The following is a 25474-nucleotide window of genomic DNA, read 5'->3' as shown; positions in this document are numbered from 1 at the left end:
ACGCCCATAACGGGAAAGGCTCGACCATCGGTTTGCAGGGAAAGCGCTGCCGTCCACGCGGGTGAATGCTTGCTAAGATGTAGATTCATTACGACGCCACGCTCTCGTAATACTCGCGGTACCAGTCCACAAAGGCTCCAACACCGGCTTTCACGGTGGTTGCCGGCCGGTAGCCGACGGCGGTCTCCAATGCGGTCGTGTCGGCGAACGTATCGGGCACGTCGCCTGGCTGAAGCGGCAGACGTTCGATGATCGCCTTCCGGCCAAGCGCTTCCTCCAGTGCCTCCACATAGGCGGTCAGCTTGACGGGGTTGTTGTTGCCGATATTGAACAGCCGCCAGGGCGCATTGCTCGTCGCGGGATCCGGGTTTGCGGAATCCCATTCTGCATTCGGCGCGGCCGGCTGGTCGCTGGCGCGGATGACGCCTTCGGCAATGTCCTCGACGAAGGTAAAATCGCGTGTGTGATTGCCATGGTTGAACAGGGTTATCGGCTTTCCCGCCAAGATGTTGCGGGTGAACAGGAACAGCGCCATGTCGGGACGTCCCCATGGGCCATAGACCGTGAAGAAGCGCAGGCCCGTCGTCGGCAGGCGGAAGAGATGGCTGTAGCTGTGTGCCATCAATTCGTTGGCGCGCTTCGTCGCCGCGTAGAATTGCAGCGGGTGATCTGCCGGCCGGTGCTCCGAGAACGGCATGTTGGTGTTGGCGCCGTAGACGCTGGATGTGCTGGCATAGGTAAGGTGCTCAACCTCGGTATGCCGGCAGGCTTCCAGAATGTTCGTATATGCGACGATGTTGCTTTCCACATAGGCGTGCGGGTTCTCGATCGAGTAGCGCACGCCCGCTTGCGCGGCGAGATGGATCACCCGATCCGGCCGGTGGGTAGCGAAGCAGGCATCCACGGCATCGCGGTCGGCAAGATTGGCTCGGACGAAGTGATATTCTCCCGACGAACTCGCCGCCGTCTCGTCGAGGCGCTTCAGCCGGGCTTCCTTCAGGGTCGGGTCGTAATAGTCGTTGACGACGTCGAAGCCGATGACGCTGTCGCCGCGCTCGAGGAGGCGCCGGGCGACATGATAGCCGATGAAGCCGGCGTTGCCGGTGACCAGGATACGCATCAGAGTCGACCGTCCGTCTCGCTTTTCGTGAAGACACCCTTCACGTCGTAGAATATTGCACCCTCCCGGCCCAGCCCCCGGATGGCGTCTGCTCCCATCGCAGCAAATTCGCGATGTCCGACAGCGAGGACGATCCCATCATAGCTATTCAGTTCCGGCGCCTCGGTCAGGCATTCGAACCCAAACTCGCGCCGGCAGTTTTCCGGTGCTACCCATGGGTCCCAAACGTCAACGTTGGAGTTGAACTGCTTCAATTCGGTAATGATGTCGATGACCTTCGAGTTGCGAATATCCGGGCAGTTCTCTTTGAACGCGATGCCCATGACGAGAATGCGACTGCCGACCACTGGAAAGCGGCGGCTCATCATCAATCGCGCCATCTGGTTCGCCACATGGTGGCCCATCCGGTCGTTGATCCGGCGGCCGGCCAGGATGACCTCCGGGTGATAACCGGCCTCCTGTGCCCGATGGGTTAGGTAATACGGGTCAACGCCGATGCAGTGCCCGCCAACGAGGCCCGGCCGGAAAGGCAGGAAGTTCCATTTGGTCCCAGCCGCCTCCAGCACTTCCAGTGTGTCGATCCCCAGCCGGTCGAAGATAATCGACAGCTCGTTCATGAGGGCGATATTGAGGTCACGCTGGGTATTCTCGATCACCTTCGCCGCTTCCGCGACCTCGATCGAGCTCGCCTTATGCGTCCCGGCGATAACGATCGACCCGTAGAGTTGGTCAACAGCTTCAGCAGCTTCCGGGGTCGACCCGCTGGTTACCTTGGTGATCGTCGTCACCCGGTGTTCCTTGTCACCGGGGTTGGCCCGCTCCGGGCTATATCCGACGAAGAAGCCCTCATTGAGCTTCAGGCCTGACAGGCGTTCCAGGATGGGAACACAGACATCCCGTGTGCAGCCGGGATAGACAGTCGATTCATAAATGACCAACGCCCCCTCGGACATTGCCTTTCCGACCGTCTCCGTTGCGCGGATCAGCGGTGTTAGGTCCGGGCGGTTCGCCTGATCGATAGGGGTCGGCACCGTCACGATGAAAATGCCGCATTCGGCGATCTCATTTACATCGAAGCTGAACGTTGCAAACTCGGCAGCGCCCAGGCCGGCTGCGTCGACCTCCCGGGTTTCGTCTTCGCGGCGCTGCAATTCCTCGATGCGTTCTCGCCTGATGTCAAAACCGATAACCCGGCGGCTCTTGCCAAATTCGACAGCCAGCGGCAAACCGACGTAGCCTAAGCCCACAACGGCGATCGGGCGACCATCAAAATTAAGGCGCTCTCTCGCTTCTGCCGACGCCGGGCCGGTTTCCAACGCTGCAGCCACAGGCGCAATCACATTCATAGCTTCACTCATTTGATCGTCGCGCCATCCAGTGCTTCGGCTGCGATGCGCTGGAGATATTGGCCATACGCGCTTTTCCCGAGAGCAACTCCCAGATCGCGGAGCGCTCCAGCGTCGATATAGCCCTGAACGAAGGCGACTTCCTCCGGGCATGCGATCTTGAAAGCTTGCCTGTGCTCGAGCGTACGCACGAACTCGGCGGCCTGAAGCAGGGAGTCTGGGGTGCCGGTGTCGAGCCAGGCGAAGCCCCGCCCCATTGTCTCCACTGCGAGCTTGCCCTGTTCCAGGTAGACGCGGTTGAGATCGGTAATCTCCAGTTCGCCCCGGGCGGAGGGCTTCAGGCTCTTGGCAATCGTCGCCGCCTGGCCGTCGTAGAAGTAGAGCCCCGTCACAGCCCAACTCGATTTCGGCTGCCGCGGCTTTTCCTCGATCGAGATCGCCTGCCCTGCGCCATCAAAGGTCACGATCCCATATCGATCAGGATCAGCGACATGATACGCAAAAATGGTCGCCCTATCGGTGCGGCTCGCCGCCCGGGTCAGGAGCTCCGGCAGGCCATGGCCATAAAAGAGATTGTCTCCGAGGATAAGAGCCGAGGGCTCTCCAGCGACGAATTCCTCCCCGATGATATAAGCTTGCGCCAACCCCTCAGGCTTTGGCTGCTCCGCATAACTGAAGCACACCCCCCACCGATCGCCAGAACCCAGCAGCGAACGAAAACGCGGCAGGTCGTCCGGCGTCGAGATGATCAGGATATCCCGGATCCCTGCCAGCATCAGCGTCGAAAGCGGGTAATAGATCATCGGCTTGTCGTAGACCGGCATCAACTGCTTCGAAGCGGTCAGCGTCATCGGGTGCAGCCGTGTTCCGCTGCCCCCTGCAAGAATGATGCCCTTCACGACGCGGCTCCCTCGCAATGATGTTGCCGTGACGCCTTAGACAGGCACAAGCTTGACCCGGCATTGCGTCGTGAACTGCGCTGGCCTCTCATGACGTTCGCCCCATGACGCCAAGTCCCGAGTTGATGGCTGTGATACAGCGCTCGACTCCGGCTTGCCACGCAGGCAGCTGATGCCCGAACTGCTTGCGGAAAGCGTTCGTCGCCATACGGGAATTCGCCGGTCGCTTCGCCGGGGTCGGATATTCCTCCGTCGAGATCACCTCCACGCGCGTCGCAGCTTGACCTGTCTTCTCAGCCTCGGCGAAGATTGTCTCTGCAAACTCGGCCCAAGTCGCCTCACCCTCGGCCACCATGTGGTACGTGCCCCGCCACTCAGAACCGGCCGGATCTTCTGCAATCCGGCGCAAGACGGCCGATATACCCTCGGCAATGTCTAGCGCGTATGTCGGCGTCCCTTGTTGGTCGCCGACGACGCGTACGACGTCGCGATCCTCCGCAAGGCGCAGCATCGTTTTCAGGAAATTGCTCCCGAACGGGCTATAGACCCAGGCCGTGCGCAGGATGACGTGTGCGGGGTTCGCCGCAGCAACCGCCTGCTCTCCCGCCAATTTCGATCGGCCATAGGCACTCTGGGGATCCGGCTTGTCGGCTTCGACATACGGTCCCGCCTTGTCGCCGGCGAACACATAGTCCGTCGAGAGATGGATAATCGGGATGCCGCGACCTCGGGCGACCGCTGCCACGGCACCTGCCCCTTCGCAGTTGACGGCAAAAGCTGCGGCCTCCTCCGTCTCAGCCTTATCGACGGCGGTATAAGCTGCCGCGTTGACGACAGCGAACGGCTCAATATCCGCAAACGCTGCTTCCAGAGATGCCCGGTCGGTCAGATCGAGGATCGGCCTCCCGACGCTGACGAAATCAAACAGAGGCGTCTGAAGCTCGCCCATCGATCGCGCGATCTGACCAGTTTGGCCTGTCACCAAGACACGCAATTTACTCACGCGAGGATCCCGCCGAGCCGACCACCGCTATGGCGGCCTTCGCGGATGGGCTTCCACCAATGCTCGTTTTCGATGAACCACCGGATCGTCTTTTCCAGACCCGTCTCGAACGTCTCGCGCGCCTTCCAGCCGAGTTCCGTTTCGATCCGGGTGGCGTCGATCGCGTAACGCAGATCGTGCCCAGGCCGATCTGAAACAAATTCCACGAGATCGCGACGCGAACCGGCGCCGGATCGGGGTTTTAGCCTATCAAGCGTGTCGCAGATCGCATGGACCACCTGGAGATTTGTCCGCTCGTTCCGCCCGCCGATGTTGTAGCCGCGACCCGCCTCCCCTTCGAGAGCGACCAGAGCCAATGCCCGTGCATGATCCTCGACGTAGAGCCAGTCGCGAACGTTGTCACCGCGGCCATAAACCGGCAGCGGCTTGTCCTCGAGGCAGTTCAAAATCATCAACGGGATCAGCTTCTCGGGGAAGTGGTAGGGTCCGTAATTGTTGGAGCAGTTGGAGAGAACGACCGGTAGGCCGTAGGTATGATGCCAGGCCATCACCAGATGATCAGATGCCGCCTTTGATGCCGAGTAGGGGGATGACGGCGCGTAGGCGGTCGCCTCCGTGAACAGGCCCCCGTCTAGAGGTAGCTCGCCGTACACTTCATCCGTCGAGACGTGGTGGAAGCGAAAGCGGCCGCGCCGCTCCTCCGGCAGCTCTTTCCAATAGTCACGGGACGCTTCGAGAAGCTGATACGTCCCGAGGATGTTCGTCGTGATGAATGCAGCAGGGCCATCGATCGAGCGATCGACATGGCTCTCCGCGGCAAGGTGCATGACGATGTCTACCTCTTCCGCCTGCAGAAGGGCCGCCACCGCTTCGCGGTCGCCGATATCGCCTTTCACAAAGCGATAGCGAGGATTGTCTGCAATCGGATCGAGGGAAGAAAGATTGGCCGCATAGGTCAGCGCGTCGAGATTGATGACTCGATGATCGGTCTCGCCGATGAGATGTCGGCAGACGGCCGAGCCGATGAACCCGGCGCCGCCGGTCACGAGGATCGTCGTCATTTGTCACCTGCCTTGAATTCGAAGCCTGGCTCGACGTCCCGCAAAAGAGGAGCTGCACGGTCCTTAGTCGACAAAGCCGGTTCGAGGTCGGCCAATCCCCAGGCGACACCGATTTCGGGGTCGTCCCAGCGAATGCTGCGATCGTGCGCCGCCGAATAAGGAGCCGATACCTTGTATAAGACCTCCGTCTCGGGTTCCAGGGTCAGGAAGCCGTGCGCGAAGCCTGCAGGTACGAAGATCTGATTGAACGCGGTCGCGGAGAGCTCGAGGGCGACCCACTTCCCAAACCGCGGTGAGCCGCGCCGGATGTCGACAGCGACGTCCAGGATTTTCCCCCTCAGGACCCGAACCAACTTGTCCTGAGCGAAGGGCGGCTCTTGATAGTGCAGCCCGCGGAGTGTGTATGCCGATGCGGAATACGACTGGTTATCTTGCACCCATTCGCAGCTAATTCCCGCTTCGGCGAAGCGCCGCATCTGGTAAACTTCGGCAAACCAACCGCGTTCGTCACCGAATTTTTGCGGCACGATCTCCCGCACCTCTGGCAGAGCAAGCGAGCGAACGGTCAGCATCGACGGTCCCCGCGGCACTGCAAGAGGTCAAAGTTCATCAGGGCTGCCCCTATCATGTCGCCTCGAATTCAGGCTGCAGAACGCGGGCAGTTGCTTCGGGCGTTTTTGCCCGGCCGACGCCTACATAGCTGAAGCCCCCTCGAATGACTTCGTCGCTGTTATAGATGTTTCGCAGATCGACCATGATCGGCGTTTTCATCAACGATTTCAGCCGCTGCAAATCCAGCGATCGAAACTCGTCCCACTCCGTCACGATCGCCACCGCATCGGCGTCTTCGGCGGCTTCGTAAATTCCGTCGGCGAACGCGACATCCGTCAGCAAGCCCCCCGCCGACTCCATGCCGACGGGGTCGTAAGCCGCGATATGCGCACCGGCATCCTGCAACGCCTGGATGATCGAGATCGAGGGTGCGTCGCGCATGTCGTCGGTGTTCGGCTTGAAGGTCAGCCCGAAGATCGCGATCTTTTTGCCGCGGACGGAGCCGCCGCAAGCCTTGATGATCTTGCGACCCATCGAGCGCTTGCGCTGCTCGTTGATCGACACCGTCGTTTCGATCAGGCGAACCGGGCATTCGGCATCCTGTGCCGTCTTCACCAGCGCCAGCGTATCCTTCGGAAAGCACGATCCGCCGTAGCCGGGGCCTGCGTGCAGGAACTTCGAACCAATACGCCCGTCCATGCCGATCCCGCGGGCGACATCTTGAACATCGGCGTCAAGCTGTTCGCAGAGATCGGCGATCTCGTTGATGAAGGTGATCTTCATCGCCAGAAACGCGTTTGCTGCGTACTTCGTCAGCTCGGCTGTTCGGCGCGAGGTGAAAAAGATCGGCGACGCATTCAGCGACAGCGGGCGGTAGAGTTCCGACATCGCTGCCCTTGCCCGATCGTCTTCCGTGCCGATCACCACACGATCGGGTCGTTTAAAGTCCTCAATGGCCGAACCCTCCCGCAGAAACTCCGGGTTTGAAACGACCGCGAACTGCGCTTCCGGGTTGGCCTCGGCGATGATGCGCTCGACCGCGTCTCCGGTGCCGACCGGCACGGTCGATTTCGTGACGACGACCGTAAAGCCGTTCAATGCGCGACCAACCTCTTCTGCGACGCCGTGCACGTATGAGAGGTCGGCATGACCGTCCCCTCGCCGAGACGGCGTGCCGACCGCAATGAACACGACGTCTGCCCCGGCAACCGCGCTGGCAAGGTCATTGGAAAACCGAAGTCGGTCCTGGGAGACGTTCCGCTCGACAAGCGCCTCGAGGCCCGGCTCGTAGATTGGCATCTTGCCGAGTTTCAGGAGCTCAAGCTTCGACTCGTCGCGGTCGACGCAAATGACATCGTGGCCGAAATCGGCAAAACACGCGCCGGAGACCAGGCCGACATAGCCGGCGCCTACCATGACGATTTTCATATCAGATGGTGATCCCCGTCATCCCTGTATGTCTTTCTAACCCGCCTTTGCACGCAAACGCCCGATAACGCCACGCACCGAGCCAATCGCCCCGCATCCGAGCGCCGGCCTCCGCCGCGAACCTCACGGCAGTTCCTCGCCGCGCCGCGACCCGCCATCGCCGCCCCGCGCCATGCCGTTGCCGACCCATCCGGCGAGCGCCGACAAGGCAAAGGCGCCGGCAAAGCCGAGACCGATGCCGGCAAGGCTCGCCAGCAAGTCGGTGACGCTTGCCTGACGCGTCGGCAGGAACAACTGAACGCCCTCCAGGGCGGCCGCCGCGACGCTCAAGAGGACGGCAGCTCGCCTGCCGGTGCCGAAGAGCAGTCCCGCGGTGAGCGCCAACAGCCCGAAACCCGCCACGTGCCCGACCTTGTCGCCGTCGGCGACCCTCGGCGGCACCGGCAACTGATAGTTGTCAAAAAACCCGAACCAGGCAACCAGCGCCGCCGCGCTGAAGAACAGCAAGGCAAGGCAACCGACCACCCAGGGATCCCTTCCACGACGAAGGCGCGGAAAGACCCCCCTCACCGTGCACCCAACCCACGTAGCATGATCCACACCGTGCGGATGGCGACGAAGGCGTCGAGCCAGGGCGAGAAATATTTGATGTAGTAGAAATCGTAATGCAGCTTGCCGAGCACCTCGTGCATTTCGACGACGTGCCCTTGATTGACTTGCGCCCAGCCAGTGATCCCGGGCCGCACGATATGCCTGTATCGATAGAAGGGCAGCTCTTCCTCGTACCAGCCGGACAACGCTTTCGCTTCCGGGCGCGGCCCGATCCAGCTCATTTCTCCCTTGAGGATGTTCAAGAGTTGCGGGATCTCGTCGATCCGCGTGCGCCGCAGAAAGCGTCCGAGACGGGTAATGCGAGGATCCTGCGCCTGCGTCATCGCCGCTTCACGTTGACCACTAGAGACCGCCGGGCCGTGTTTCATCGTACGAAACTTAATCATCCGGAAGATGCGACCGCGATAGCCGACACGTTCTTGGCGGAAGAAAACCGGTCCCGGAGAATCAATTGCAATTGCTATTCCGACGACGAGCGTCAGAAGGACGAATGCCGGTAGCAGCAGGAGAGCTACGACTATGTCGAGCACTCGTTTGATCTTGCGATACCCCAACGCGGGCTCGAGCGAACCGAAGCTGTTCTCCGAAAGATGCTCTATGTCGACACGCCCTGTCAGCGTCTCCATCGCGTGCTTTGCGTGATAGGCGGGTCGGCCGGCTACAACCCAATCGGCGATAAAGTGCTCCCAAACAGCCGGCAAATCCGACCGAAAATCGGCAATCAGAGCGTCTGGCACTTGCGCCGGCACGAGGGGCGACAAGAGCAACTTGAAATCGGCCGTTGTGACGGATTGCAGACGCTCGACCGAGCCAAAAGGGATAACCGCGAATGTCGGCCTGATATGCATCCGCGTCAGCAGCATTGCCACAAAGAACCAGATAACACCGATCGTAAAGCTCGCCACAAACAGCGACCGCGCATATTCAAGTCGAAAAAAGAAAAATACCAGCAGGACAAGGCCGAAGCTCCCCGTCAAGCAGGGCACGACGTATGAACTTGCTCGGACGCCCGGAAATCGCGTGACCTGCGTTAAGATGTAAAAGCCGAGAACTAGTGCGAATGTGACTCCTGCGATCGTATTCCAGGCACTACCCGGAGTCGGTAATTCAAGATCGAACTCATAGCGCACAAGAACGGGAATTAACACCGCCAAGACTATTCCTCCCAGCAACTGCACCCATTTCAGCTTTAGTATCTGCACCGGCCTACGCGATTCCGACAGAGTCCTCGCTAGTTCGAACATGAAATTACGCACGCCGCGTCGATAAATAACGTCCTTTCAAGATACGAGGTCACCGTAAGCCCCTTGGAAGCGTCATCGAACTGAATGAGACCGGCCACTTGTTCAAACTGCTCTTCGACCGTGCAAGAGCGGGTCACGAATGGATCGTGAACTGAAGCTGCAGATCGAAAATGGAGACGCAAAAGAGAATACTTCCGGCCCAACGCCAGCAAGGTATGCGTTTGACAATCAGGCATACCAGAATCGATGTATCGTCGTCCGCCCGACGTATTCAGACCGAGCGCGACGACGTTCTTTAGGATATCGGCTTGTTACCGGCCGAGGGAAACGCTCTCGTCGTCGTCGTCGTCCGAAACCCCCGTGATCACTGAAGCGGCTGCGGCTACGCCGATCAATCCGCCCGCAACTTCTGGGAAGCCGATGGGCGCCGACGGAGACTGCTGATCACCCGGGCCCTGCTGCTGACCGAAGCGCGTCGTCGACTCGAATTGTGTTACGGTCGCAGTGCGGACGCAAAGCTTACCTTCGGATGCGGCGACAGTGACAGCAGAATTCGCCGCGACGTTTACGAGACAATCACTGCCAAGGCTAAGCGCCGCCGAGCCCTTTGGTCCGGCCACAACGCGCGAACCTAGAGACAACGGCGCACCAGCCTTCGCTGCAGCGAGGCCCGCAGGCTGACTCATCAGCACGTCGCTCGTCGCCGAGGTCACGACGCCCAGAGTTGCACCGGCACTTGCAGCGAGCGGCTGCGAAGAGCACCCGCATTCAAGCTGCTGCGGGGCGCGCTCCTGTGCGAGACCAGCTGTCGCGAACATCGCGGTGGCGCTCGTCATGAGCGCAAACTTCAAGAATTTCATCCCCGTACCCCTATCGTCGCCTATCGAAGCGCCAGCACTTTTCGTGAAGAGACTTCCGCTAACGTCGATGATTTTTTCAAGAGCGAACCGAAGCTCTTATAAAACCACACGCTAGCGTCATCTAACATCGTTACATGACGGCCTTATTAAACGCCGCGCAACAGTGCCATGCAGTTCACTGAACCGCAATAGCGTGCAAACTGCCAAGAACGGCGGCCCGCTTGGTCAACAGTAGCCGATAAGGTTCTGATTCCGTTAACTCGTGTGCTGCCTCGGCAACAGATAACGAAAATTCTTTCCCCCGCCGGCTTCCGACAAGTCCTACCGTGCTGAAGATTACGTCCGATTTGGATGTCGATGAGCCGCGCCATCCCCGCCAGAGGACGGTGTCTTCAGGCGGATGATCAAATTTCCTGGAAAGATGGCCACCGAGAGGGGGAAGTTTTCCCGTGTGGCGTTGGAGTGTGTTCGGCCGTGCGCCGCGGCGGCCAGCATTGGGAACAAAGCCAGCGAGAAGGGCTGTATCCGCTGGTGTCGAGGCTGCGGACGGATCGGCTTCTGCCCGGCGCGTCTATTTCCTGCTCCCATCGTCGGACAAGACCATTCTCAAAGCGATGTCGGCGAACGAGATCGAGACCAAGATGGCTTGCGATCACGCGTCGAAGAACGATGTCGCGACCCCGGAAGCGCACACTTTCTTCCAGAAGGCCTATGCCGACGAGTCGGGCCACAGAGACTGGATGGACTCGGCCGCAGCCGCCTTGAGGCGCCGGAGATACCCGCCGGCCAACGCCGGTGGGTTCCTCCTCGATGGCGTCGCTCCATAGGCTACGGCCCTCCCGCCACCGACCCCATCACGACCATTACGAGATCATCGAGATTGACGGGACCGTTGATCGTCATCTTGTCCTCGCTCGCCTCGACCCTGAGCTTCGAGCCGCTGTTTTCGGCCTGACGCCGGAGCTCTTCGACAATGGCCTCACGGATGATGCTTTCGACGGTCATGGCGATGGCTCCTCAGGTTGATCGTCGTCGGGAAAGTGAAGGCCGCCCGCCGACGTCTCATCGATGTCTTGGGCGGGATCCTCACCGATGCCGGGGGACGGGGCCGCGTCGCGGCTCTTCTGCCCTTGCGCAGAGTTCCTCGCCGGGCTGCCGCCTTGGGGACCATTTCGATCGGAATTCGACATGTTTCTCCTCCGATGGAACAGGATGAACGTCGCAGGTGGCGCAACCGGTTCCACAACGAGGGCATATCTCAGCGCCGGCACCGTTGGCCGGATGATCATCTCGCGGTTGATCGCGACGGGCCTGCACGATAGGCCGGCTGAAAGTCAGCGTCGTTCCTGGCAAGCCCGCGCACTGCCGCGACCGCCCGAGGCGCCGAAACCGCAAGCCGAGCGAGGACGATTTGACCACCAAGGAAACCGGAGAGACGATGCAGGCGGCCGTGGTTGTCGGTGCCGGGCGTGTGGAGATTCAAACGGTGCCGCTGCCGCTGCCGGCGCCTGATCAGGTGCGGGTGCGCCTGGAAGGCTGCGGGGTTTGCGCGTCCAATCTCACGCCTTGGGCGGGGCCGGAGTGGATGGAGTTCCCGACCGCCCCGGGCGGGCTGGGGCACGAAGGCTGGGGCATCGTCGACGCGGTCGGGAAGGACGTGGGCGACGTGGCGGTCGGAGAACGGGTCTCGGCCCTCTTCTACAACAGCTACGCCGGCTACGACGTTGGTCCCGCAAGTTCGGTGGTGCGGCTGCCGCCGGAACTGGGCCAGCAAGCCTTCCCCGGCGAACCGCTCGGCTGCGCGATGAACATCTTTCGCCGCAGTGACATCCGGGCGGGTCAGTCAGTGGCCATCATCGGCATCGGATTTCTCGGTGCGATCCTCACCCGCCTCGCCGCCGAGGCGGGAGCGCGGGTGATCGCGATCTCGCGGCGTGATTATGCGCTGCAGACGGCGCGCCGAATGGGTGCGGCCGAGACGATCCCAATGCTGGATCACTACCAGATCATCGAACAAGTTCGCGAACTCACCGGCGGGACCATGTGCGAGCGCGTCATCGAGGCCGTCGGCAAGCAGTGGCCGCTCGACCTTGCCGGCGAACTCACCGCCGAGCGGGGGCGTCTCGTCATCGCCGGCTATCATCAGGACGGTCCGCGCCAGGTCAACATGCAGCTATGGAACTGGCGCGGTCTCGACGTCATCAACGCTCATGAGCGCGACCCGAAGGTTTACGTCGACGGGATTGGGGCAGCGGTCGAGGCGGTCACAAGCGGCCGCCTTGATCCGGGCTCGCTCTACACGCACCGTTTTCCGCTGCAACGCCTCGATGAAGCGCTGAACATGACCCGCGACCGTCCGGACGGTTTCATGAAGGCGCTGGTGACGATCTGACGGCGGCCGACCGGCGCTGCCTGGGCTTTACGGAAGCGCTACCGAGGCCGCCCGTGTCGATACGACGGGCCCAGGCCCATCAGATGCGCGGGGGCGGCAACCGCCGATCGGCCTCTGGAAAAGATCCGTAGCCTGCTGCCAATCCTTTCGGAAGCAGCATCTTCCCCTGCTGCTGCCGCTGCCTAGCTGATTGGTCGTCGTGGCATGGTTCAGGGAAGCGCTCGATCAGCGAGGCGCCGAAGCCGCAAGCAATGAATGAGTGAGTAGCAGGGAAGCCCTATGCGCATTGCTTCATCCGATTACCCCGTCCTCGTGCATGCTGGTGGTGAGCGGCGATGAATCTGCTCTTTCCGGAGGCCGAAGCAGATACAACCTCGCCCGATCCCAGCAGAAATAGCATCTCCGCCTATCGCATCACCATGATTGGAGCCGGTTACGTCGGCCTTGTTACCGGCACGTGTCTGGCAAAGCTCGGCTTCGACGTTCTCTGCCTGGATACCGATGCCAAGCGCATTGCCGCCTTGCAGGCCGGCAGGAGCCCGATCTACGAGCCGGGCCTTGATGAGCTGATGGGTCGGCAAATCGCCGAAGGTCGTCTGCGCTTCGACACGTTCGGGCCGGCGGCCGTCGCACGAGCCGACTTCGTCTTTCTGGCTGTCGGCACCCCGTCCCTGCCGGGGAGCGACGAGGCCGACCTTACCCAGATCTTCGAGGCGACCCGCATGGTGGCCCCGCAATTGCGGCCGGGTGCCTGCCTGGTGGTGAAGTCGACCGTACCTGCCGGGACCAACAAGGCCATCCGGACGATCGTCTCGGACCAGCGCCCGGGACTGGCGTTCTCGGTGATCTCGAACCCGGAATTCCTGCGCGAAGGACGGGCAGTCGAGGATTTCTTGCGCCCGGACCGGATCGTCGTCGGCTGCCACGACGACGCCGGCCGTGCTGGCATGGAGAGGATCTATCGGAGTTTCGTCGAACAGGACGTGCCGGTTCTCTTCACCTCGCCGGAAAACGCCGAACTGATAAAGTACGCCGCCAATGCCTTTCTGGCCATGAAGGTCGCCTTTGCCAACGAGGTCTCCGATCTGTGCGAGGCAGCCGGCGGCGACGTCCGCGACGTCGTGTGCGGCATCGGCCTGGACGCCCGGATCGGCCCGAGTTTTCTCCAGCCGGGCCCGGGCTTTGGTGGCTCCTGCTTCCCGAAGGACACGCGGGCCTTCGTCGATATCGGCCGCAGGCTGGGCCGCCCTCAGCGCCTGGTCGAGGCGGTGGTCGCGATCAACGAAGACCGCAAGGAGAGCCTTTCGTCCCGCGTGGCCGACGCACTGGGCTCGTGCGCCGGCAAGACGATCGCCGTCCTCGGCGTCGCCTTCAAACCGGACACGGACGATCTGCGCGAAGCGCCCGCTCTCCGCCTGATCCCGGCCCTTGTCGCGGCTGGTGCAGAAGTCCGCTTCTATGATCCGCAGGTTGCTGCCGATGGCGTTGCGGAGCTGGAATTGGCGCGCCAGGCATCCTCGCTCGCCGCAGCTCTGGAAGGGGCCGATGCCGTGGTGCTGCTGACGGAGTGGGCCGAGTTCCGCATGATCGACCTCGTGGCCGCGCGGCGCAGCATGAGGGGCGCGACCTTCATCGACTTTCGCAATCTCTATGCCCGCGAGGCGATGGCGAAGGCCGGCTTCCTCTACCATCCGATCGGCTCCGCCCCCGCCCTCGCCCCCGACCACGCTCTGCAGCCGGAACGTACCGTTCCGGGCCGGCGGGAACGTCGTCGAGCAGTCGGGGACAGCCGAGTGGCATTGAGCTGACGAGGCGATTCGGTCCGAAAGGTTTCCTGGAGGGAAGCCTGCACCAGATCCTGCCTTGCCTATCCGCCATCGATCGTCGCGCAGGGTTGCCAACAGATCAGAGGAGTAGCGTTTGTCTCGTTTTCTCGTCACCGGCGGTGCCGGCTTCATCGGACGTCAGGTCTGCAAGGAACTTCTCGATCACGGCCACGAGGTCCGGGTTCTCGATTCCCTGATCGACCAGGTCCATGGAGCCGGGCAGCCGGTGGACCTGGAAGGCGTGGAGATCCGTAAGGGTGACATCCGCGATGCCCAGACCGTACGGGCTGTGCTCTCCGGCGTGGACGGCGTCGTCCACCTGGCCGCCGAAGTCGGCGTCGGCCAGAGCATGTACGAGATCGAGCGCTACGTCAGCACGAACGACGTCGGCACGGCGGTGCTTCTCCAGGAACTGATCGAGCAGCCTGTCCGGCGCGTCGTCGTCGCCTCGTCCATGAGCGTCTATGGCGAGGGACGCTACGAGACCGAGGCCGGCAAGGTGGTGGACAATGCGCGCCGCGATCCGGCGGCCATCGCCGCAGGGCGCTGGGACGTCCTCGGTCCCGACGGCGGCGTGCTGCGCCCGGTCGCCACTGACGAGACGAAACCGGTGGATCTTGCCTCGATCTACGCGCTGACGAAGTACTTCCAGGAGCAGTCGGTCCTGATCTTCGCGAACGCCTACAAGGTGGACGCGGTGGCGTTGCGGCTTTTCAACGTGTTCGGCCCCGGACAGGCACTGTCCAACCCCTATACCGGCGTCCTTGCGAATTTCTCCTCCCGCATCGCCAACGGACAGGCCCCGACGATCTTCGAGGACGGGCTTCAGCGCCGCGATTTCGTGCATGTGCGCGATGTCGCGCGCGCGTTCCGTTTGGCGCTCGAGCGCCCCGAGGCGAAGGGCCAGACGATCAACATCGGCAGCGGCCGATCCTACTCCGTCACCGACGTCGCCCGCATGGTGGCGCAGGCGATGAACAGCCCGGTCGAACCCGAAATCATGATGAAGGCGCGGTCGGGCGACATCCGCAACTGTTTCTCCGATATCACCAAGGCGCGCGCGCTGCTCGGTTTCGAGCCGCGCCACACGCTGGAGGATTCGCTCGGAGAACTCGCGGAGTGGGTGGCGCAGCAGGAAGTCACCGATCGCAACGACGAAATGCGCAAGCACCTCGAAGCACGAGGCCTCGTGGCATGACGGAGGGTCCCGCCGGTCAGGACAAGTTCTACGGCTTTGCCGAGTGGTTCCGCCCTGGCGAGTACGAGCGTACGCAGAAAGCCCTCGACGCTATGGAGCGCGCGGGGGCGCGTTACGTGCGGACCCACCTCTCCTGGGCGGAGTATCATCAGCCGGAAGGGCCCGCGTGGTACGACTGGCTGATCCCGAAGATCGCAGAGCGTTTCGAGCTTCTGCCTTGTGTCCACTACACTCCCCCGTCGCTCTCGCGAACGGGCACCTCCGCCGGCCCGCCTCACCGCCTGCTGGACTTCGCGGACTTCGTCGACCACGTGCTGACGCGGTACGGCGAGCATTTCACCGCCGTCGAGTTGTGGAACGAGCCGAACAACCTTCTGGACTGGGATTGGCGCCAGGACCCCGACTGGGCGCTGTTCTGCGAGATGGTCGGCGCCGCCGCCCACTGGGCGCAGGAACGGGGCTACAAGACGGTGCTCGGGGGCCTCAGCCCCTTCGACGCAAACTTGCTGCATCTGCTAGGCGAGCGCGGACTGCTGGCGAAGATGGACGTCGTCGGCCTGCACGGCTTTCCGGGCACGTGGGACAGCGAGAACAGCACCTGGAGCGGCTGGGACGATCTCGTCGGACAGACGCGCGCCATCCTCGAACATTTTGCCCCTGAAGCCGAAATCTGGATTACCGAAGCGGGCTACGCGACGTGGCGGCACGACGAGGCGAAGCAGGCGGAAAGCTTCCTCACCGCGTTGAGGGCTCCGGCGGAACGCCTCTACTGGTATGGCTGGCAGGACGTCCAGCCCGATGTGGCGGTGCAGGAGGGTCTTCGCTTCGACGACCGCCACTATCACATGGGCGTCGTCGACGCGGCAGGTCAGCCGAAGCTCCTGGGACGCCTCCTGTCGCAGGGCGGCGTTGCGGCCGTTCGCCAGACGATGGCGCTCGCCGCACCGCACCTGCGGCGCGGCGCTGAGCCGATCGTGGTCACGGGGGGCGCCGGGTTCATCGGCTGCAACATCGCCGAGAGCTTCCTGGCCGAGGGTCGTGACGTCGTCGTCGTCGACAATCTCAGCCGGCCGGGCGTCGAGCGCAATCTGGCGTGGCTGAGGGATCGCCATCGCACACGGGTCCATTGGCAGCCGGGCGACGTGCGGGATGAGGGTAGCCTGCGCGACGTGCTCCAGGACGCCGGCGCGGTGTTTCACCTCGCCGCCCAGGTCGCCGTCACCACCAGTCTCGAACAGCCCATGGCCGATTTCGAGGTGAACGCGCGCGGCACGCTCAACGTGCTGGAGGCTGTCCGGCGCTCCGGGCGCAAGACCCCGGTGATCTTCGCCTCCACCAACAAGGTCTATGGCAACCTCGCCGATCTCGCGATGAAGGAGGAGGCCGACCGCTACGCGCCGGCCGACAACGACATCGCCGCGCACGGCGTGAGCGAGGCGAGACGCCTCGATTTCTGCACGCCCTATGGCTGCTCCAAGGGCGTCGCCGACCAGTACGTGCTGGATTACGCGAAATCCTACGACCTGCCGACGGCAGTGCTGCGCATGAGTTGCATCTACGGTCCGCGGCAGTTCGGTACGGAGGACCAGGGATGGGTCGCCCATTTCCTGATCCGGGCGCTGCGCGACGAGGGGCTGACCATCTATGGCGACGGCAAGCAGGTGCGCGACATCCTGCATGTGGCCGATGCCGTGGCCGCCTACCGGGCATTGCTGGCGAACATCGATACCGTGCAGGGCCGCGCCTTCAATCTCGGCGGCGGCCCCGACAACGCGGTCAGTCTCAGGACCGTCCTGGCGGTGATCTCGGACCTGGTCGGCGGCGATCTCGCCATCCGTTACAGCGACACACGCCAGGGCGACCAGACCTATTTCGTCGCCGATACGAGGCAGCTGACGGAGGCAGTCGACTGGCGGGCGAAGATCGGCTGGCAGGAAGGCCTGAGCGATCTCCATGCCTGGCTGAGCAGCGAAGAGGGTCCGCTGGAAAAAGACCGGCTGGCATCCTTGCAGCCATTGCCTGCACCGCTCGGCCGGGATGGGCGGAGGCTGTGGGCGTGAGCGGTGCCGGAGCGGGTCAGCCGCGCCATGTGCTGATGACGACAGACTCCGTCGGCGGAGTCTGGCGCTACTCGGTGGATCTGGCGAGGGCGCTGAACGCTGCCGGGACCCGTGTGCTTCTCGTGAACGTCGGCCCCGAACCCTCCGATGCCCAACGACGCGAAGTCGCTACGCTTCAGCAGACCCGGCTCACCGTCCTCGACGAGAAGCTGGACTGGATGGCGGAACGGCGGGACGAACTCGCCGCCATCCCCCGCCGCCTGAGCCGGCTGGCCGAAGCGGAAGCGGTGGATCTTCTCCACCTGAACCTGCCCAGCCAGGCCTGCGGGATACGAACCGATCTGCCGATCGTGGTCGTGTCGCACTCCTGTGTCCCCACCTGGTGGGACGCGCTGCGGCGCGAGGCGTTACCAGACGAATGGCGTTGGCTGTTCGACATGAATCGCGAGGGCCTACGACGGGCCGACCGCGTCCTCGCACCGACACAGGCGCATGCCGAGGCGTTGACCCGCGTCTACGGCACGGCCGGAAATCTGGCGATCGTGCCCAACGCCGTCGAGGGCCTGTGCGGGCAGCCGCAGGCAATGCGGGAGCCCTTCGTGCTCGCGGCAGCGCGCTGGTGGGACGAGGGCAAGAATGCCGTCGTGCTCGACCAGTTCGCCGAGCGCGTCTCATGGCCCGTCCGCGCCGCCGGCGCCTGCCATGGCGGCAACGGCCAGAGCTTCCGCTTTTCCCGCGCCGAGGAACTAGGCCCCTTGCCCGGCGACGAGGTGCGGCGGCTGATGGCGCGCGCCGCCATCTTCGTCTCGCCATCGCTCTACGAACCGTTCGGGCTTGCCGCGCTGGAAGCCGCCGAGGCCGGGGCGGCTTTGGTGATGGCCGATATTCCGACCTATCGCGAACTCTGGCGGGACGCGGCGCTTTTTGCCGATCCCCGCGATCCCTCCGCATTCGCCGACGCGGTGGAAGCGCTGATCGCCGACCAGGAGCGCCGTACCGCACTCGCCACGGCGGGGCGCGGCCGGGCGGCGCAGTTCACCCCGAAGCAGCAGATGCGTGCGCTGCAGGCGGCCTATCGCCCCCTCGCCCGGCGTACGCCGCCGCCGAACCGTTGCATGCGAGCTGAACCGATGCGTTTCGTTTTCTACACCCACTCTCTCGTCTCCGACTGGAACCATGGGAACGCCCATTTCCTGCGGGGCATCATGCGTGAACTGGTGGCGCGGGGGCACGACGCCGAGGCGCTCGAGCCGGAGGACAGCTGGAGCCGCACCAATCTCGCCGAGCAGCAGGGCGAGGCCAATGTCGAACGCTTCGGGCGCGACTTTCCCGAGCTCACCAGTCGGACCTACGGGCCCGGCTTCGATCATGCGACCGCGCTTGCCGAAGCCGATGTCGTGGTGGTGCACGAATGGACCGACCCGGCGCTCGTCGCCGAGATCGGGCGCCTGCGCCGCGATGGCGGCCGCTTCGCGCTGCTCTTCCACGACACCCATCACCGGGCGGTTTCGGACCACCAAGCCATCGCGGGGATGGCGCTGGAGGACTACGACGCCGTCCTGGCCTTCGGCGAGACGCTGCGACGGCGCTATCAAGCCGACGGCTGGGGCCGCCGCGTCTTCACCTGGCACGAGGCGGCAGACGATCGCCTGTTCCGGCCGCTGCCGGCCGAGCCGACCGGCGACCTGGTCTGGATCGGCAACTGGGGCGACGGCGAGCGGACGAAGGAGATCGGCGAGTTCCTGATCGAGCCGGCGCGCACGCTCGGCCTTTCCGGCGTCGTCCATGGGGTTCGGTATCCCGCCGAGGGCATCGAGGCGCTGAGGGAAGCCGGGCTCGACTATCGCGGCTGGATCGCCAACGCCGACGTTCCGGCGGCCTTCGCCAGCCATCGCTTCACCATGCACATTCCGCGCCGGCCCTATGTCGAGGCGCTGCCGGGCATCCCGACGATCCGCGTCTTCGAGGCGCTGGCCTGCGGCATCCCGCTGATCTCGGCGCCGTGGCGCGACGAGGAGGATCTCTTCCGCACCGGCAGCGACTATCTCGTGGCAGCCGACGGCGCCGAGATGAAGTCGCGAATCCGCGACGTGCTGAACGATCCCGATTTGGCCGCCTCGCTTGTCGCTTCCGGCCTCGAGACCATCCGCGCGCGGCATACCTGCCGGCACCGGGTGGACGAATTTTTCGCAATCCTCTCCAGCCTCGACGGGACGCAGGACATCGCAAGGGAGGCCGCGCAGTGAAGATCGCGTTTTACGGTTCCAGCATTCTGTCATCCTACTGGAACGGCGCCGCCACCTACTACCGCGGGCTGCTGCGGGCTCTGGCGGCGCATGGCCACGACATCACCTTCTACGAGCCTGACGCCTATGGCCGGCAAGAGAACCGCGATATCGATCCGCCGGACTGGTGCAGGGTCGTCGTCTACGCGGCGACGCCGCAAGCCGCAGGCGCTGCGGTCGCCGAAGCCGCCGACGCGGACGTGGTGGTGAAGGCGAGCGGCGTCGGCTACGCCGATGACTGGCTGCTCGGCGCTGTCCTCGACGCGGCGCAACCGCAGGCGGTGAAGATCTTCTGGGACGTCGACGCGCCCGCGACGCTGGCCGAGTTGCACGCCGATCCCGGCCATCCCGGCCACGCGGCGCTGCTTCGGCTGGACGCGGTGCTGACCTATGGCGGCGGCGACCCGGTGGCGGAAGCCTACCGCCGTCTCGGTGCGGCCGAATGTGTCCCGATCTACAACGCGCTCGATCCGTCCACCCACCATCCCGTCGCGGCCGACCAGCGCTTCGCGGCGGCGCTCGGCTTCCTCGGCAATCGCCTGCCTGACCGGGAGGCCCGCGTCGAGCAGTTCTTCCTCGAGCCGGCGGCGCGCCTGCCTGACGCCACGTTCCTTCTGGGCGGTTCGGGCTGGGGCGACCGGCCCCTGCCGGAAAACGTCCGCCATATCGGCCACGTCGGAACGCGCGACCACAATGCCTTCAACGTCACGCCGAAGGCGGTCCTCAACATCAACCGCGCCTCCATGGCGGAGACCGGCTTTTCGCCGCCGACACGCGTCTTCGAGGCGGCCGGTGCAGGAGCCTGCCTGATCACCGACGAATGGCCGGGCATCGACCTTTTCCTGAAGCCGGGCGAAGAAGTGCTGGTCGCGCGGGACGGCCGCGATGTGGTCGACCTGATGGCCGGGCTCGACGATGAGCGGGCGGCACGCATCGGCCGGGCCGCGCTCGCCCACGTCCTGAAAGACCACACCTACGAGCAGCGCGCCGTCCTCGTGGACGCGCTGCTGCATCGTCATGCGGGGGCCAAACGCGAAAGGGCAAGCGCGTGAGGCCGCCCTTCGACATCGTCGTGGTGGGCCTCACCCTCTCCTCTTCCTGGGGCAACGGCCATGCCACAACCTTTCGCTCTCTCCTGAAGGGTCTCGACGCGCTCGGGAGCCGCGTCCTCTTTCTGGAGCGGGAAAAACCCTGGTACGCGTCTCACCGCGATCTGCCGGACCCGGATTTCTGCACGCTGGAATTCTACGACGAGGTCGAGGAACTCGCCGCCCGTTACGGCGACGACCTCGCCCGCGCCGGCGCGGTGCTGGTCGGCTCCTATGTCCCGGACGGCGTGGCAGTCATAGACACGCTGTTCCAGATCGCGCCCGGCCGCGTCAGCTTCTACGACATCGACACCCCCGTGACGCTCGCCAGGCTGGAACAGGGAGACGAGGAATATCTCGCCGCCGCGCAGATACCCGGCTTCCATACCTATTTCTCCTTCACCGGCGGACCGACCCTGTCGCGGCTGGAAAACCAGTTCGGCGCCGCCCGTGCGCTCGCGCTGTACTGCTCGGTGGAGCCGGAGCGCTACCGCAACACGGGTGCGGCGACGAGCTGGGACCTTGGCTATCTCGGCACTTACAGCCCCGACCGCCAGCCGACCCTCGAGCGGCTGCTGATCGAGCCGGCGCGCCGTCTTCCGCACAAGCGTTTCGTCGTCGCGGGCCCGCAGTATCCGTCCGCCATCGTGTGGCCCGGCAATGTCGAGCGGATCGACCATCTGCCCCCTGCGGACCATGCGGATTTCTATTCCCGGCAGCGATTCACGCTGAACGTCACGCGGGCCGACATGATCGCCGCGGGCTGGTCGCCGAGCGTGCGCCTGTTCGAGGCGGCGGCTGTCGGAACGCCGATCGTCAGTGATGACTGGCAGGGCCTCACCGAGCTTCTTCCGAACGGCAAGGCGATCGTGATCGCCCGCAGTCCAGAGGACGTGGTCGCGCTTCTGGCCGACGCGGACGAGAAGCGCGCCGGCGAAATGGCACAGGCGGCGCGGAAGATCGTTCTGGAGAAGCATACGGGGACGGCACGAGCGGCGGAACTGCTCGCCGCCCTCGATGGACTGGCGGCCCCCTCACGATCCACGGCCCGAGCGGGCGCGGCATGACGGAGGTGGAATTGGATAGCACCAGCATCCAGGCACGGCAGGCGGAAAGCGAACCCCGGGGTGGAAAGCAGTTTCCGGGCTCGCCGCGCAGCGACCTGAAGCGCGTTCTAGTCACCGGGGGTGCCGGGTTCCTCGGTTCGCATCTGTGTGAACTGTTGCTCGGCCGCGGGCACCGCGTCACCTGTGTGGACAACTTGCAGACGGGATCGACGGCCAATCTTTCGCGCTTCGGCGCCAGCAACCGTTTCACCTTCATCGAACGGGACATATGCGAAGCGCTGCCGGCGTCGCTGGAGGTGGACGAGATCTACAACCTGGCATGCGCGGCATCGCCGCCGCGATATCAGGCCGATCCCGTTCATACGATGATGACCTGCGTGGTCGGCACGAACAATATCCTGGAAATCGCCGAGCGCTGCGGCGCACGGCTTGTCCAAGCATCCACCAGTGAGGTCTATGGGGATCCGCTGCAGCACCCGCAGACCGAGGCCTATTGGGGCAACGTCAACCCGACCGGCCCGCGTGCCTGCTACGACGAGGGCAAGCGCGCCGCCGAGACGCTGACCTTCGACTACCTCCGTGCCGGGCGGGTGGACGCCCGCGTGGTCCGGATCTTCAACACCTATGGCCCGCGCATGCAGCCGGACGACGGGCGCATCGTCTCCAATCTCATCTGCCAGGCCTTGGCAGGCGAGGCGCTGACGCTCTACGGAACGGGCGAACAGACGCGCTCCTTCTGCTATGTGTCGGACCTCATCGCCGGCATCGTCGCGCTGATGGAAGTGGCGCCCAATCCGGCGCAGCCGGTCAATCTCGGCAATCCGGGCGAGTTCACCATCAGGGAACTGGCGGACGTGGTCGTCAGGCTGACCGGTTCCCGATCGCCGATTGTCCATCTCCCTCTGCCGCAGGACGATCCCCAGCGTCGCCGGCCGGACATTTCGCTGGCGCGGTCGCTGCTGGGCTGGGAACCGAACGTCACCCTCGTCGAGGGACTGGAGCCGACGATCGCGTGGTTCGCCAACGCGCAGCGCAACGACAACCACGAACGGAGCGGGACTCGTCCGAGCAGCAGGACCGCCTACTCCTTCGCAGAGACGAACCTCACTTGAGTTACCGAAGCGGCGACGGCCCGCGCCAAAGCGGCTTCAAAAAGCTATCGGCATGAGCAGAGACATGGTGCAAGACAACGTCGAAAGCCGGATCCAGGCGCTGGCGCCGTGGTTCCACAACATGGAACTGGATGGCATCAAGACGGCTCCCGAGCATTTCCTGGGAGACTATCCGACCTTCAAGTGGAATGGTTTTCGCCATCTCGTTCCGTTGGACATGCGCGGACGCAGGGTCCTCGATATCGGCTGCAATGCCGGTTTCTATTCACTCGAAATGAAACGTCGCGGCGCCGACCTCGTCGTCGGCATCGACTCCGATCCCCGGTATCTGGCGCAGGCGCGGCTGGCAGCGGACATTGCCGGTCTGACTATCGAGTTCGAGCAATTGTCGGTCTACGACGTCGGTCAACTCGGCCAGAAGTTCGATTTCGTCATCTTCATGGGTGTCCTCTATCACCTGCGACATCCGCTGCTGGCGCTGGACCTCATCTACGAGCACGTGGCGGAGAGCGACCTCCTCTTCCAATCGATGCTGCGCGGCAAGCGGCAGGTCAGCCCCGTCCAGGCGAATTACGAATTCGAGGACACGGCGCCGTTCGAGGACGATGGGTTCCCGCGGATGACGTTCATCGAGCACAATTACGCGGCTGATCCGACCAATTGGTGGGTGCCCAACCGGGCCGGCATGGAAGCGATGCTCCGCAGTGCCGGCTTTCGGATCGAGGCCGCCACCGAGGACGAAGTTTATCTGTGCTGTCGAGGCCACCGCCCGGTCATGGCCGATGCACCGCCGCGCATCGCTGCCGTGTCGTCGCCCGATCCATAGTTTTGAGCGTTCATTCTCACTCGGTTGCCTGACGTGAACTGCGTGGCTTGGCAGTTCCTTCCCGAGCCCTCGACGAAGTCGTCGTCGCCATCGGGTGGGTGGCTGTCTGGCCTATGGGTTCAATATGTTCGTCCGATTTCAGGACGGTCGGTCCAACTTGAAGGTCATTCGAAATGCTGCGCCGCTCACCGTGGGTTCTCGGCTGAAGGTTCCACTCATGCGCCGCATGGCGGTTTCACAAATCGAAAGTCCCAGTCCGCTTCCGGAACGAGCATCGTCATTACCCCGGACAAACCGTGCAAAGTTTGAACAGGGAAACCCTCGTGGCAATCCCGGACCCGTATCGGCAAACAGAAGCGTGCCATCGTCGGAAATGGAGACCTTTATACTGCTGCCAGTCGGTATATGTTTACGGACATTATCCACGAGATTTCGCATGATTATGGCGATCAGCGTCGGGTCGCCGATTACTTGGACGGGTAAGTTCAGGCCGTCCGCCTCAATCAACCATCCGGCGGACACCAGCCGCGGGGCCGCCTCCTGCAGGACTTGGGCAACTGTCTCGCCGAGGTGGAGCGATTGTAGGGAGAAGACCGTACTGCCATCCAACCTGGCAATGTGCAGCAACTGCTCGATGAGACGGGCCATTGCATCGATGTCCTGCATTGCCGCGTCCCGGTCGGGAGCAGATGCAAGGCTTTCCAGCCGTAGCTTGAGGTCGGCAAGCGGCGTCCTCAGTTCATGGGCGGCATGGATGGAGAAATCGCGTTGAGCAACGGCACCGGTCCTTATGCTGTCCAAGGCATGGTTGACGGCGGCAATCAACGGCTGAACCTCCGCAGGTGCCGATGAGCCCGAAAGCCGCTGATGCCCCAGATTGTCAAAGGTGATCCGTTCGGCCTGCGCCGCCACTCGCCGGAGTCCGAGCAGACTGAAGCGAACAATGCCCACGGCAGTGAGCACCATGACGACGAGCATTGCCAGCGCCGCCCACCCCAGCTCTTCGAGAGATTGGGCAAAGAACGTGTTGGTCAAAGCGGTGACATCCGACCGCGACCGCGCCAGCCGGAGCCATACCTCAAACTCCGGCACAAAGAGTTCGGCGATCATGACGGGTCCGGTGCCGTCGAGCGTCGGTCCTATTGAAAGAACGGGTTCCGGGTCTGCTGGTCCAGGTCGTCCGGCGGGAGCGTTGGCGTCGGAGCGATCCAGCACCGTCCCTGTCGCATCCGTGACGGTGTAGCCATAGACTGGCCGCGTGCCCGACAGGAGTCCGGTATAAGGTGGGTCGATCGCTAAGGATGGCTCGGCCGGACGGTCGAATTCGACCGTGCCGCCAGGGCCGTACCGCAGCAATTCCGCCCATTCTGAACCGCCCCGAGTTTGTCGGAGGCTCCAACTCTTGAGAGACTGGAGCCATGACGAAGAGAACTCCGCCGTTTAGTCCCGAGGTGCGCGCCCGCGCGGTTCGGATGGTTTTGGATCACAGGGAGGA

At 63.5% G+C, this 25474-nt stretch carries 21 protein-coding genes and 1 pseudogene; 10 read left to right on the top strand and 12 right to left on the bottom strand.

Going from position 1 to position 25474, the window contains the following annotated elements; all coding sequences use genetic code 11:
• Window positions 1-88: 88 nt before the first annotated feature.
• From GTW51_RS20355 to GTW51_RS23660, 11 genes are all read right to left on the bottom strand, one after another.
• Complete coding sequence (locus GTW51_RS20355; protein WP_163045882.1) at window positions 89-1120, bottom strand: NAD-dependent epimerase; 1032 nt, start codon at window positions 1118-1120, stop codon at window positions 89-91.
• A complete protein-coding gene (locus GTW51_RS20350) occupies window positions 1120-2478 on the bottom strand; it encodes a nucleotide sugar dehydrogenase (RefSeq protein WP_246233303.1) in 1359 nt (452 codons plus the stop codon). The genes GTW51_RS20355 and GTW51_RS20350 overlap by 1 nt, the downstream gene beginning before the upstream one ends.
• Window positions 2475-3365, bottom strand: a complete 891-nt coding sequence (gene rfbA, locus GTW51_RS20345) for a glucose-1-phosphate thymidylyltransferase RfbA (RefSeq protein WP_163045881.1) — start codon at window positions 3363-3365, stop codon at window positions 2475-2477. The genes GTW51_RS20350 and rfbA overlap by 4 nt, the downstream gene beginning before the upstream one ends.
• A gap of 88 nt (window positions 3366-3453) precedes the next feature.
• Window positions 3454-4359 (bottom strand): dTDP-4-dehydrorhamnose reductase, encoded by a 906-nt coding sequence (gene rfbD, locus GTW51_RS20340; RefSeq protein ID WP_163045900.1) that lies wholly within the window; start codon window positions 4357-4359, stop codon window positions 3454-3456.
• A gap of 5 nt (window positions 4360-4364) precedes the next feature.
• Entirely contained in the window at window positions 4365-5429 is a 1065-nt protein-coding gene (rfbB, locus tag GTW51_RS20335) for a dTDP-glucose 4,6-dehydratase (RefSeq protein ID WP_163045880.1), read from the bottom strand.
• The gene (gene rfbC, locus GTW51_RS20330; RefSeq protein WP_163045879.1) at window positions 5426-6001 is read right to left on the bottom strand and encodes a dTDP-4-dehydrorhamnose 3,5-epimerase; all 576 of its coding nucleotides are present in this window, start codon (window positions 5999-6001) and stop codon (window positions 5426-5428) included. The genes rfbB and rfbC overlap by 4 nt, the downstream gene beginning before the upstream one ends.
• 52 nt (window positions 6002-6053) lie before the next feature.
• The gene (locus tag GTW51_RS20325; RefSeq protein ID WP_163045878.1) at window positions 6054-7409 is read right to left on the bottom strand and encodes a UDP-glucose dehydrogenase family protein; all 1356 of its coding nucleotides are present in this window, start codon (window positions 7407-7409) and stop codon (window positions 6054-6056) included.
• 123 nt (window positions 7410-7532) lie between these two features.
• On the bottom strand, window positions 7533-7916 hold the full coding sequence (locus tag GTW51_RS20320; RefSeq protein ID WP_203566206.1) for a VanZ family protein: 384 nt from the start codon (window positions 7914-7916) through the stop codon (window positions 7533-7535).
• Window positions 7917-7975: 59 nt separating this feature from the next.
• Window positions 7976-9169, bottom strand: coding sequence for a sugar transferase (locus GTW51_RS20315; RefSeq protein WP_343034079.1), 1194 nt, complete (start codon window positions 9167-9169; stop codon window positions 7976-7978).
• Window positions 9170-9576: 407 nt separating this feature from the next.
• Window positions 9577-10125, bottom strand: a complete 549-nt coding sequence (locus GTW51_RS20310) for a hypothetical protein (RefSeq protein WP_163045876.1) — start codon at window positions 10123-10125, stop codon at window positions 9577-9579.
• Between the two features lie 828 nt (window positions 10126-10953).
• A complete protein-coding gene (locus GTW51_RS23660) occupies window positions 10954-11130 on the bottom strand; it encodes a hypothetical protein (protein WP_203566205.1) in 177 nt (58 codons plus the stop codon).
• Window positions 11131-11563: 433 nt separating this feature from the next.
• Between GTW51_RS23660 and GTW51_RS20305 the strand changes: the two genes are divergently transcribed.
• The 10 genes and pseudogenes from GTW51_RS20305 (at window position 11564) to GTW51_RS20265 (ending at window position 23979) form a co-directional block, all read left to right on the top strand.
• Entirely contained in the window at window positions 11564-12517 is a 954-nt protein-coding gene (locus tag GTW51_RS20305; RefSeq protein ID WP_163045898.1) for an MDR/zinc-dependent alcohol dehydrogenase-like family protein, read from the top strand.
• Window positions 12518-12852: 335 nt separating this feature from the next.
• Window positions 12853-14325 (top strand): UDP-glucose dehydrogenase family protein, encoded by a 1473-nt coding sequence (locus GTW51_RS20300; protein WP_163045875.1) that lies wholly within the window; start codon window positions 12853-12855, stop codon window positions 14323-14325.
• Between the two features lie 112 nt (window positions 14326-14437).
• Entirely contained in the window at window positions 14438-15541 is a 1104-nt protein-coding gene (locus GTW51_RS20295; protein WP_163045874.1) for an NAD-dependent epimerase/dehydratase family protein, read from the top strand.
• The gene (locus tag GTW51_RS20290) at window positions 15538-17601 is read left to right on the top strand and encodes an NAD-dependent epimerase/dehydratase family protein (RefSeq protein WP_163045873.1); all 2064 of its coding nucleotides are present in this window, start codon (window positions 15538-15540) and stop codon (window positions 17599-17601) included. The genes GTW51_RS20295 and GTW51_RS20290 overlap by 4 nt, the downstream gene beginning before the upstream one ends.
• Window positions 17602-17636: 35 nt before the next feature.
• Window positions 17637-18656 (top strand): annotated as a pseudogene (locus tag GTW51_RS23655) (glycosyltransferase family 4 protein); the annotation flags it as partial.
• Window positions 18657-18731: 75 nt separating this feature from the next.
• Window positions 18732-19847 carry a CgeB family protein gene (locus GTW51_RS23650; protein WP_203566210.1) on the top strand — a complete coding sequence of 372 codons (1116 nt, stop codon included), beginning with the start codon at window positions 18732-18734 and terminating at the stop codon, window positions 19845-19847.
• Entirely contained in the window at window positions 19844-20938 is a 1095-nt protein-coding gene (locus GTW51_RS20280) for a glycosyltransferase family protein (RefSeq protein WP_163045871.1), read from the top strand. The genes GTW51_RS23650 and GTW51_RS20280 overlap by 4 nt, the downstream gene beginning before the upstream one ends.
• Entirely contained in the window at window positions 20935-22041 is a 1107-nt protein-coding gene (locus tag GTW51_RS20275) for a glycosyltransferase family protein (RefSeq protein WP_163045870.1), read from the top strand. Before GTW51_RS20280 ends, GTW51_RS20275 begins: the two co-directional genes overlap by 4 nt.
• A 95-nt stretch (window positions 22042-22136) precedes the next feature.
• Window positions 22137-23153 carry a UDP-glucuronic acid decarboxylase family protein gene (locus GTW51_RS20270; protein ID WP_246233304.1) on the top strand — a complete coding sequence of 339 codons (1017 nt, stop codon included), beginning with the start codon at window positions 22137-22139 and terminating at the stop codon, window positions 23151-23153.
• A gap of 52 nt (window positions 23154-23205) precedes the next feature.
• The gene (locus GTW51_RS20265; RefSeq protein ID WP_163045868.1) at window positions 23206-23979 is read left to right on the top strand and encodes a TIGR04290 family methyltransferase; all 774 of its coding nucleotides are present in this window, start codon (window positions 23206-23208) and stop codon (window positions 23977-23979) included.
• A gap of 138 nt (window positions 23980-24117) precedes the next feature.
• Here GTW51_RS20265 and GTW51_RS20260 read toward each other — a convergent pair whose 3' ends face one another.
• Window positions 24118-25089: a sensor histidine kinase gene (locus tag GTW51_RS20260; RefSeq protein ID WP_163045867.1), complete on the bottom strand. Its 972-nt coding sequence runs from the start codon at window positions 25087-25089 to the stop codon at window positions 24118-24120.
• Between the last annotated feature and the right edge of the window lie 385 nt (window positions 25090-25474).

This window comes from Aurantimonas aggregata, assembly GCF_010500835.1.
Classification (GTDB): domain Bacteria; phylum Pseudomonadota; class Alphaproteobacteria; order Rhizobiales; family Rhizobiaceae; genus Aurantimonas; species Aurantimonas aggregata.
This window is presented reverse-complemented; position numbering and strand designations above follow the sequence as displayed.

Bases quoted from the DNA above. Each gene is read 5' to 3' on its own strand.
- GTW51_RS20265 (WP_163045868.1), top strand. From the start codon at position 23,206: ATGAGCAGAGACATGGTGCAAGACAACGTCGAAAGCCGGATCCAGGCG.
- GTW51_RS20300 (WP_163045875.1), top strand. From the start codon at position 12,853: ATGAATCTGCTCTTTCCGGAGGCCGAAGCAGATACAACCTCGCCCGAT.
- GTW51_RS20350 (WP_246233303.1), bottom strand. From the start codon at position 2,478: ATGAGTGAAGCTATGAATGTGATTGCGCCTGTGGCTGCAGCGTTGGAA.
- GTW51_RS20290 (WP_163045873.1), top strand. From the start codon at position 15,538: ATGACGGAGGGTCCCGCCGGTCAGGACAAGTTCTACGGCTTTGCCGAG.
- rfbC (WP_163045879.1), bottom strand. From the start codon at position 6,001: ATGCTGACCGTTCGCTCGCTTGCTCTGCCAGAGGTGCGGGAGATCGTG.
- GTW51_RS20310 (WP_163045876.1), bottom strand. From the start codon at position 10,125: ATGAAATTCTTGAAGTTTGCGCTCATGACGAGCGCCACCGCGATGTTC.
- GTW51_RS20325 (WP_163045878.1), bottom strand. From the start codon at position 7,409: ATGAAAATCGTCATGGTAGGCGCCGGCTATGTCGGCCTGGTCTCCGGC.
- GTW51_RS20260 (WP_163045867.1), bottom strand. From the start codon at position 25,089: ATGATCGCCGAACTCTTTGTGCCGGAGTTTGAGGTATGGCTCCGGCTG.
- GTW51_RS23650 (WP_203566210.1), top strand. From the start codon at position 18,732: ATGCGTTTCGTTTTCTACACCCACTCTCTCGTCTCCGACTGGAACCAT.
- rfbB (WP_163045880.1), bottom strand. From the start codon at position 5,429: ATGACGACGATCCTCGTGACCGGCGGCGCCGGGTTCATCGGCTCGGCC.
- GTW51_RS23660 (WP_203566205.1), bottom strand. From the start codon at position 11,130: ATGACCGTCGAAAGCATCATCCGTGAGGCCATTGTCGAAGAGCTCCGG.
- GTW51_RS20355 (WP_163045882.1), bottom strand. From the start codon at position 1,120: ATGCGTATCCTGGTCACCGGCAACGCCGGCTTCATCGGCTATCATGTC.
- GTW51_RS20305 (WP_163045898.1), top strand. From the start codon at position 11,564: ATGCAGGCGGCCGTGGTTGTCGGTGCCGGGCGTGTGGAGATTCAAACG.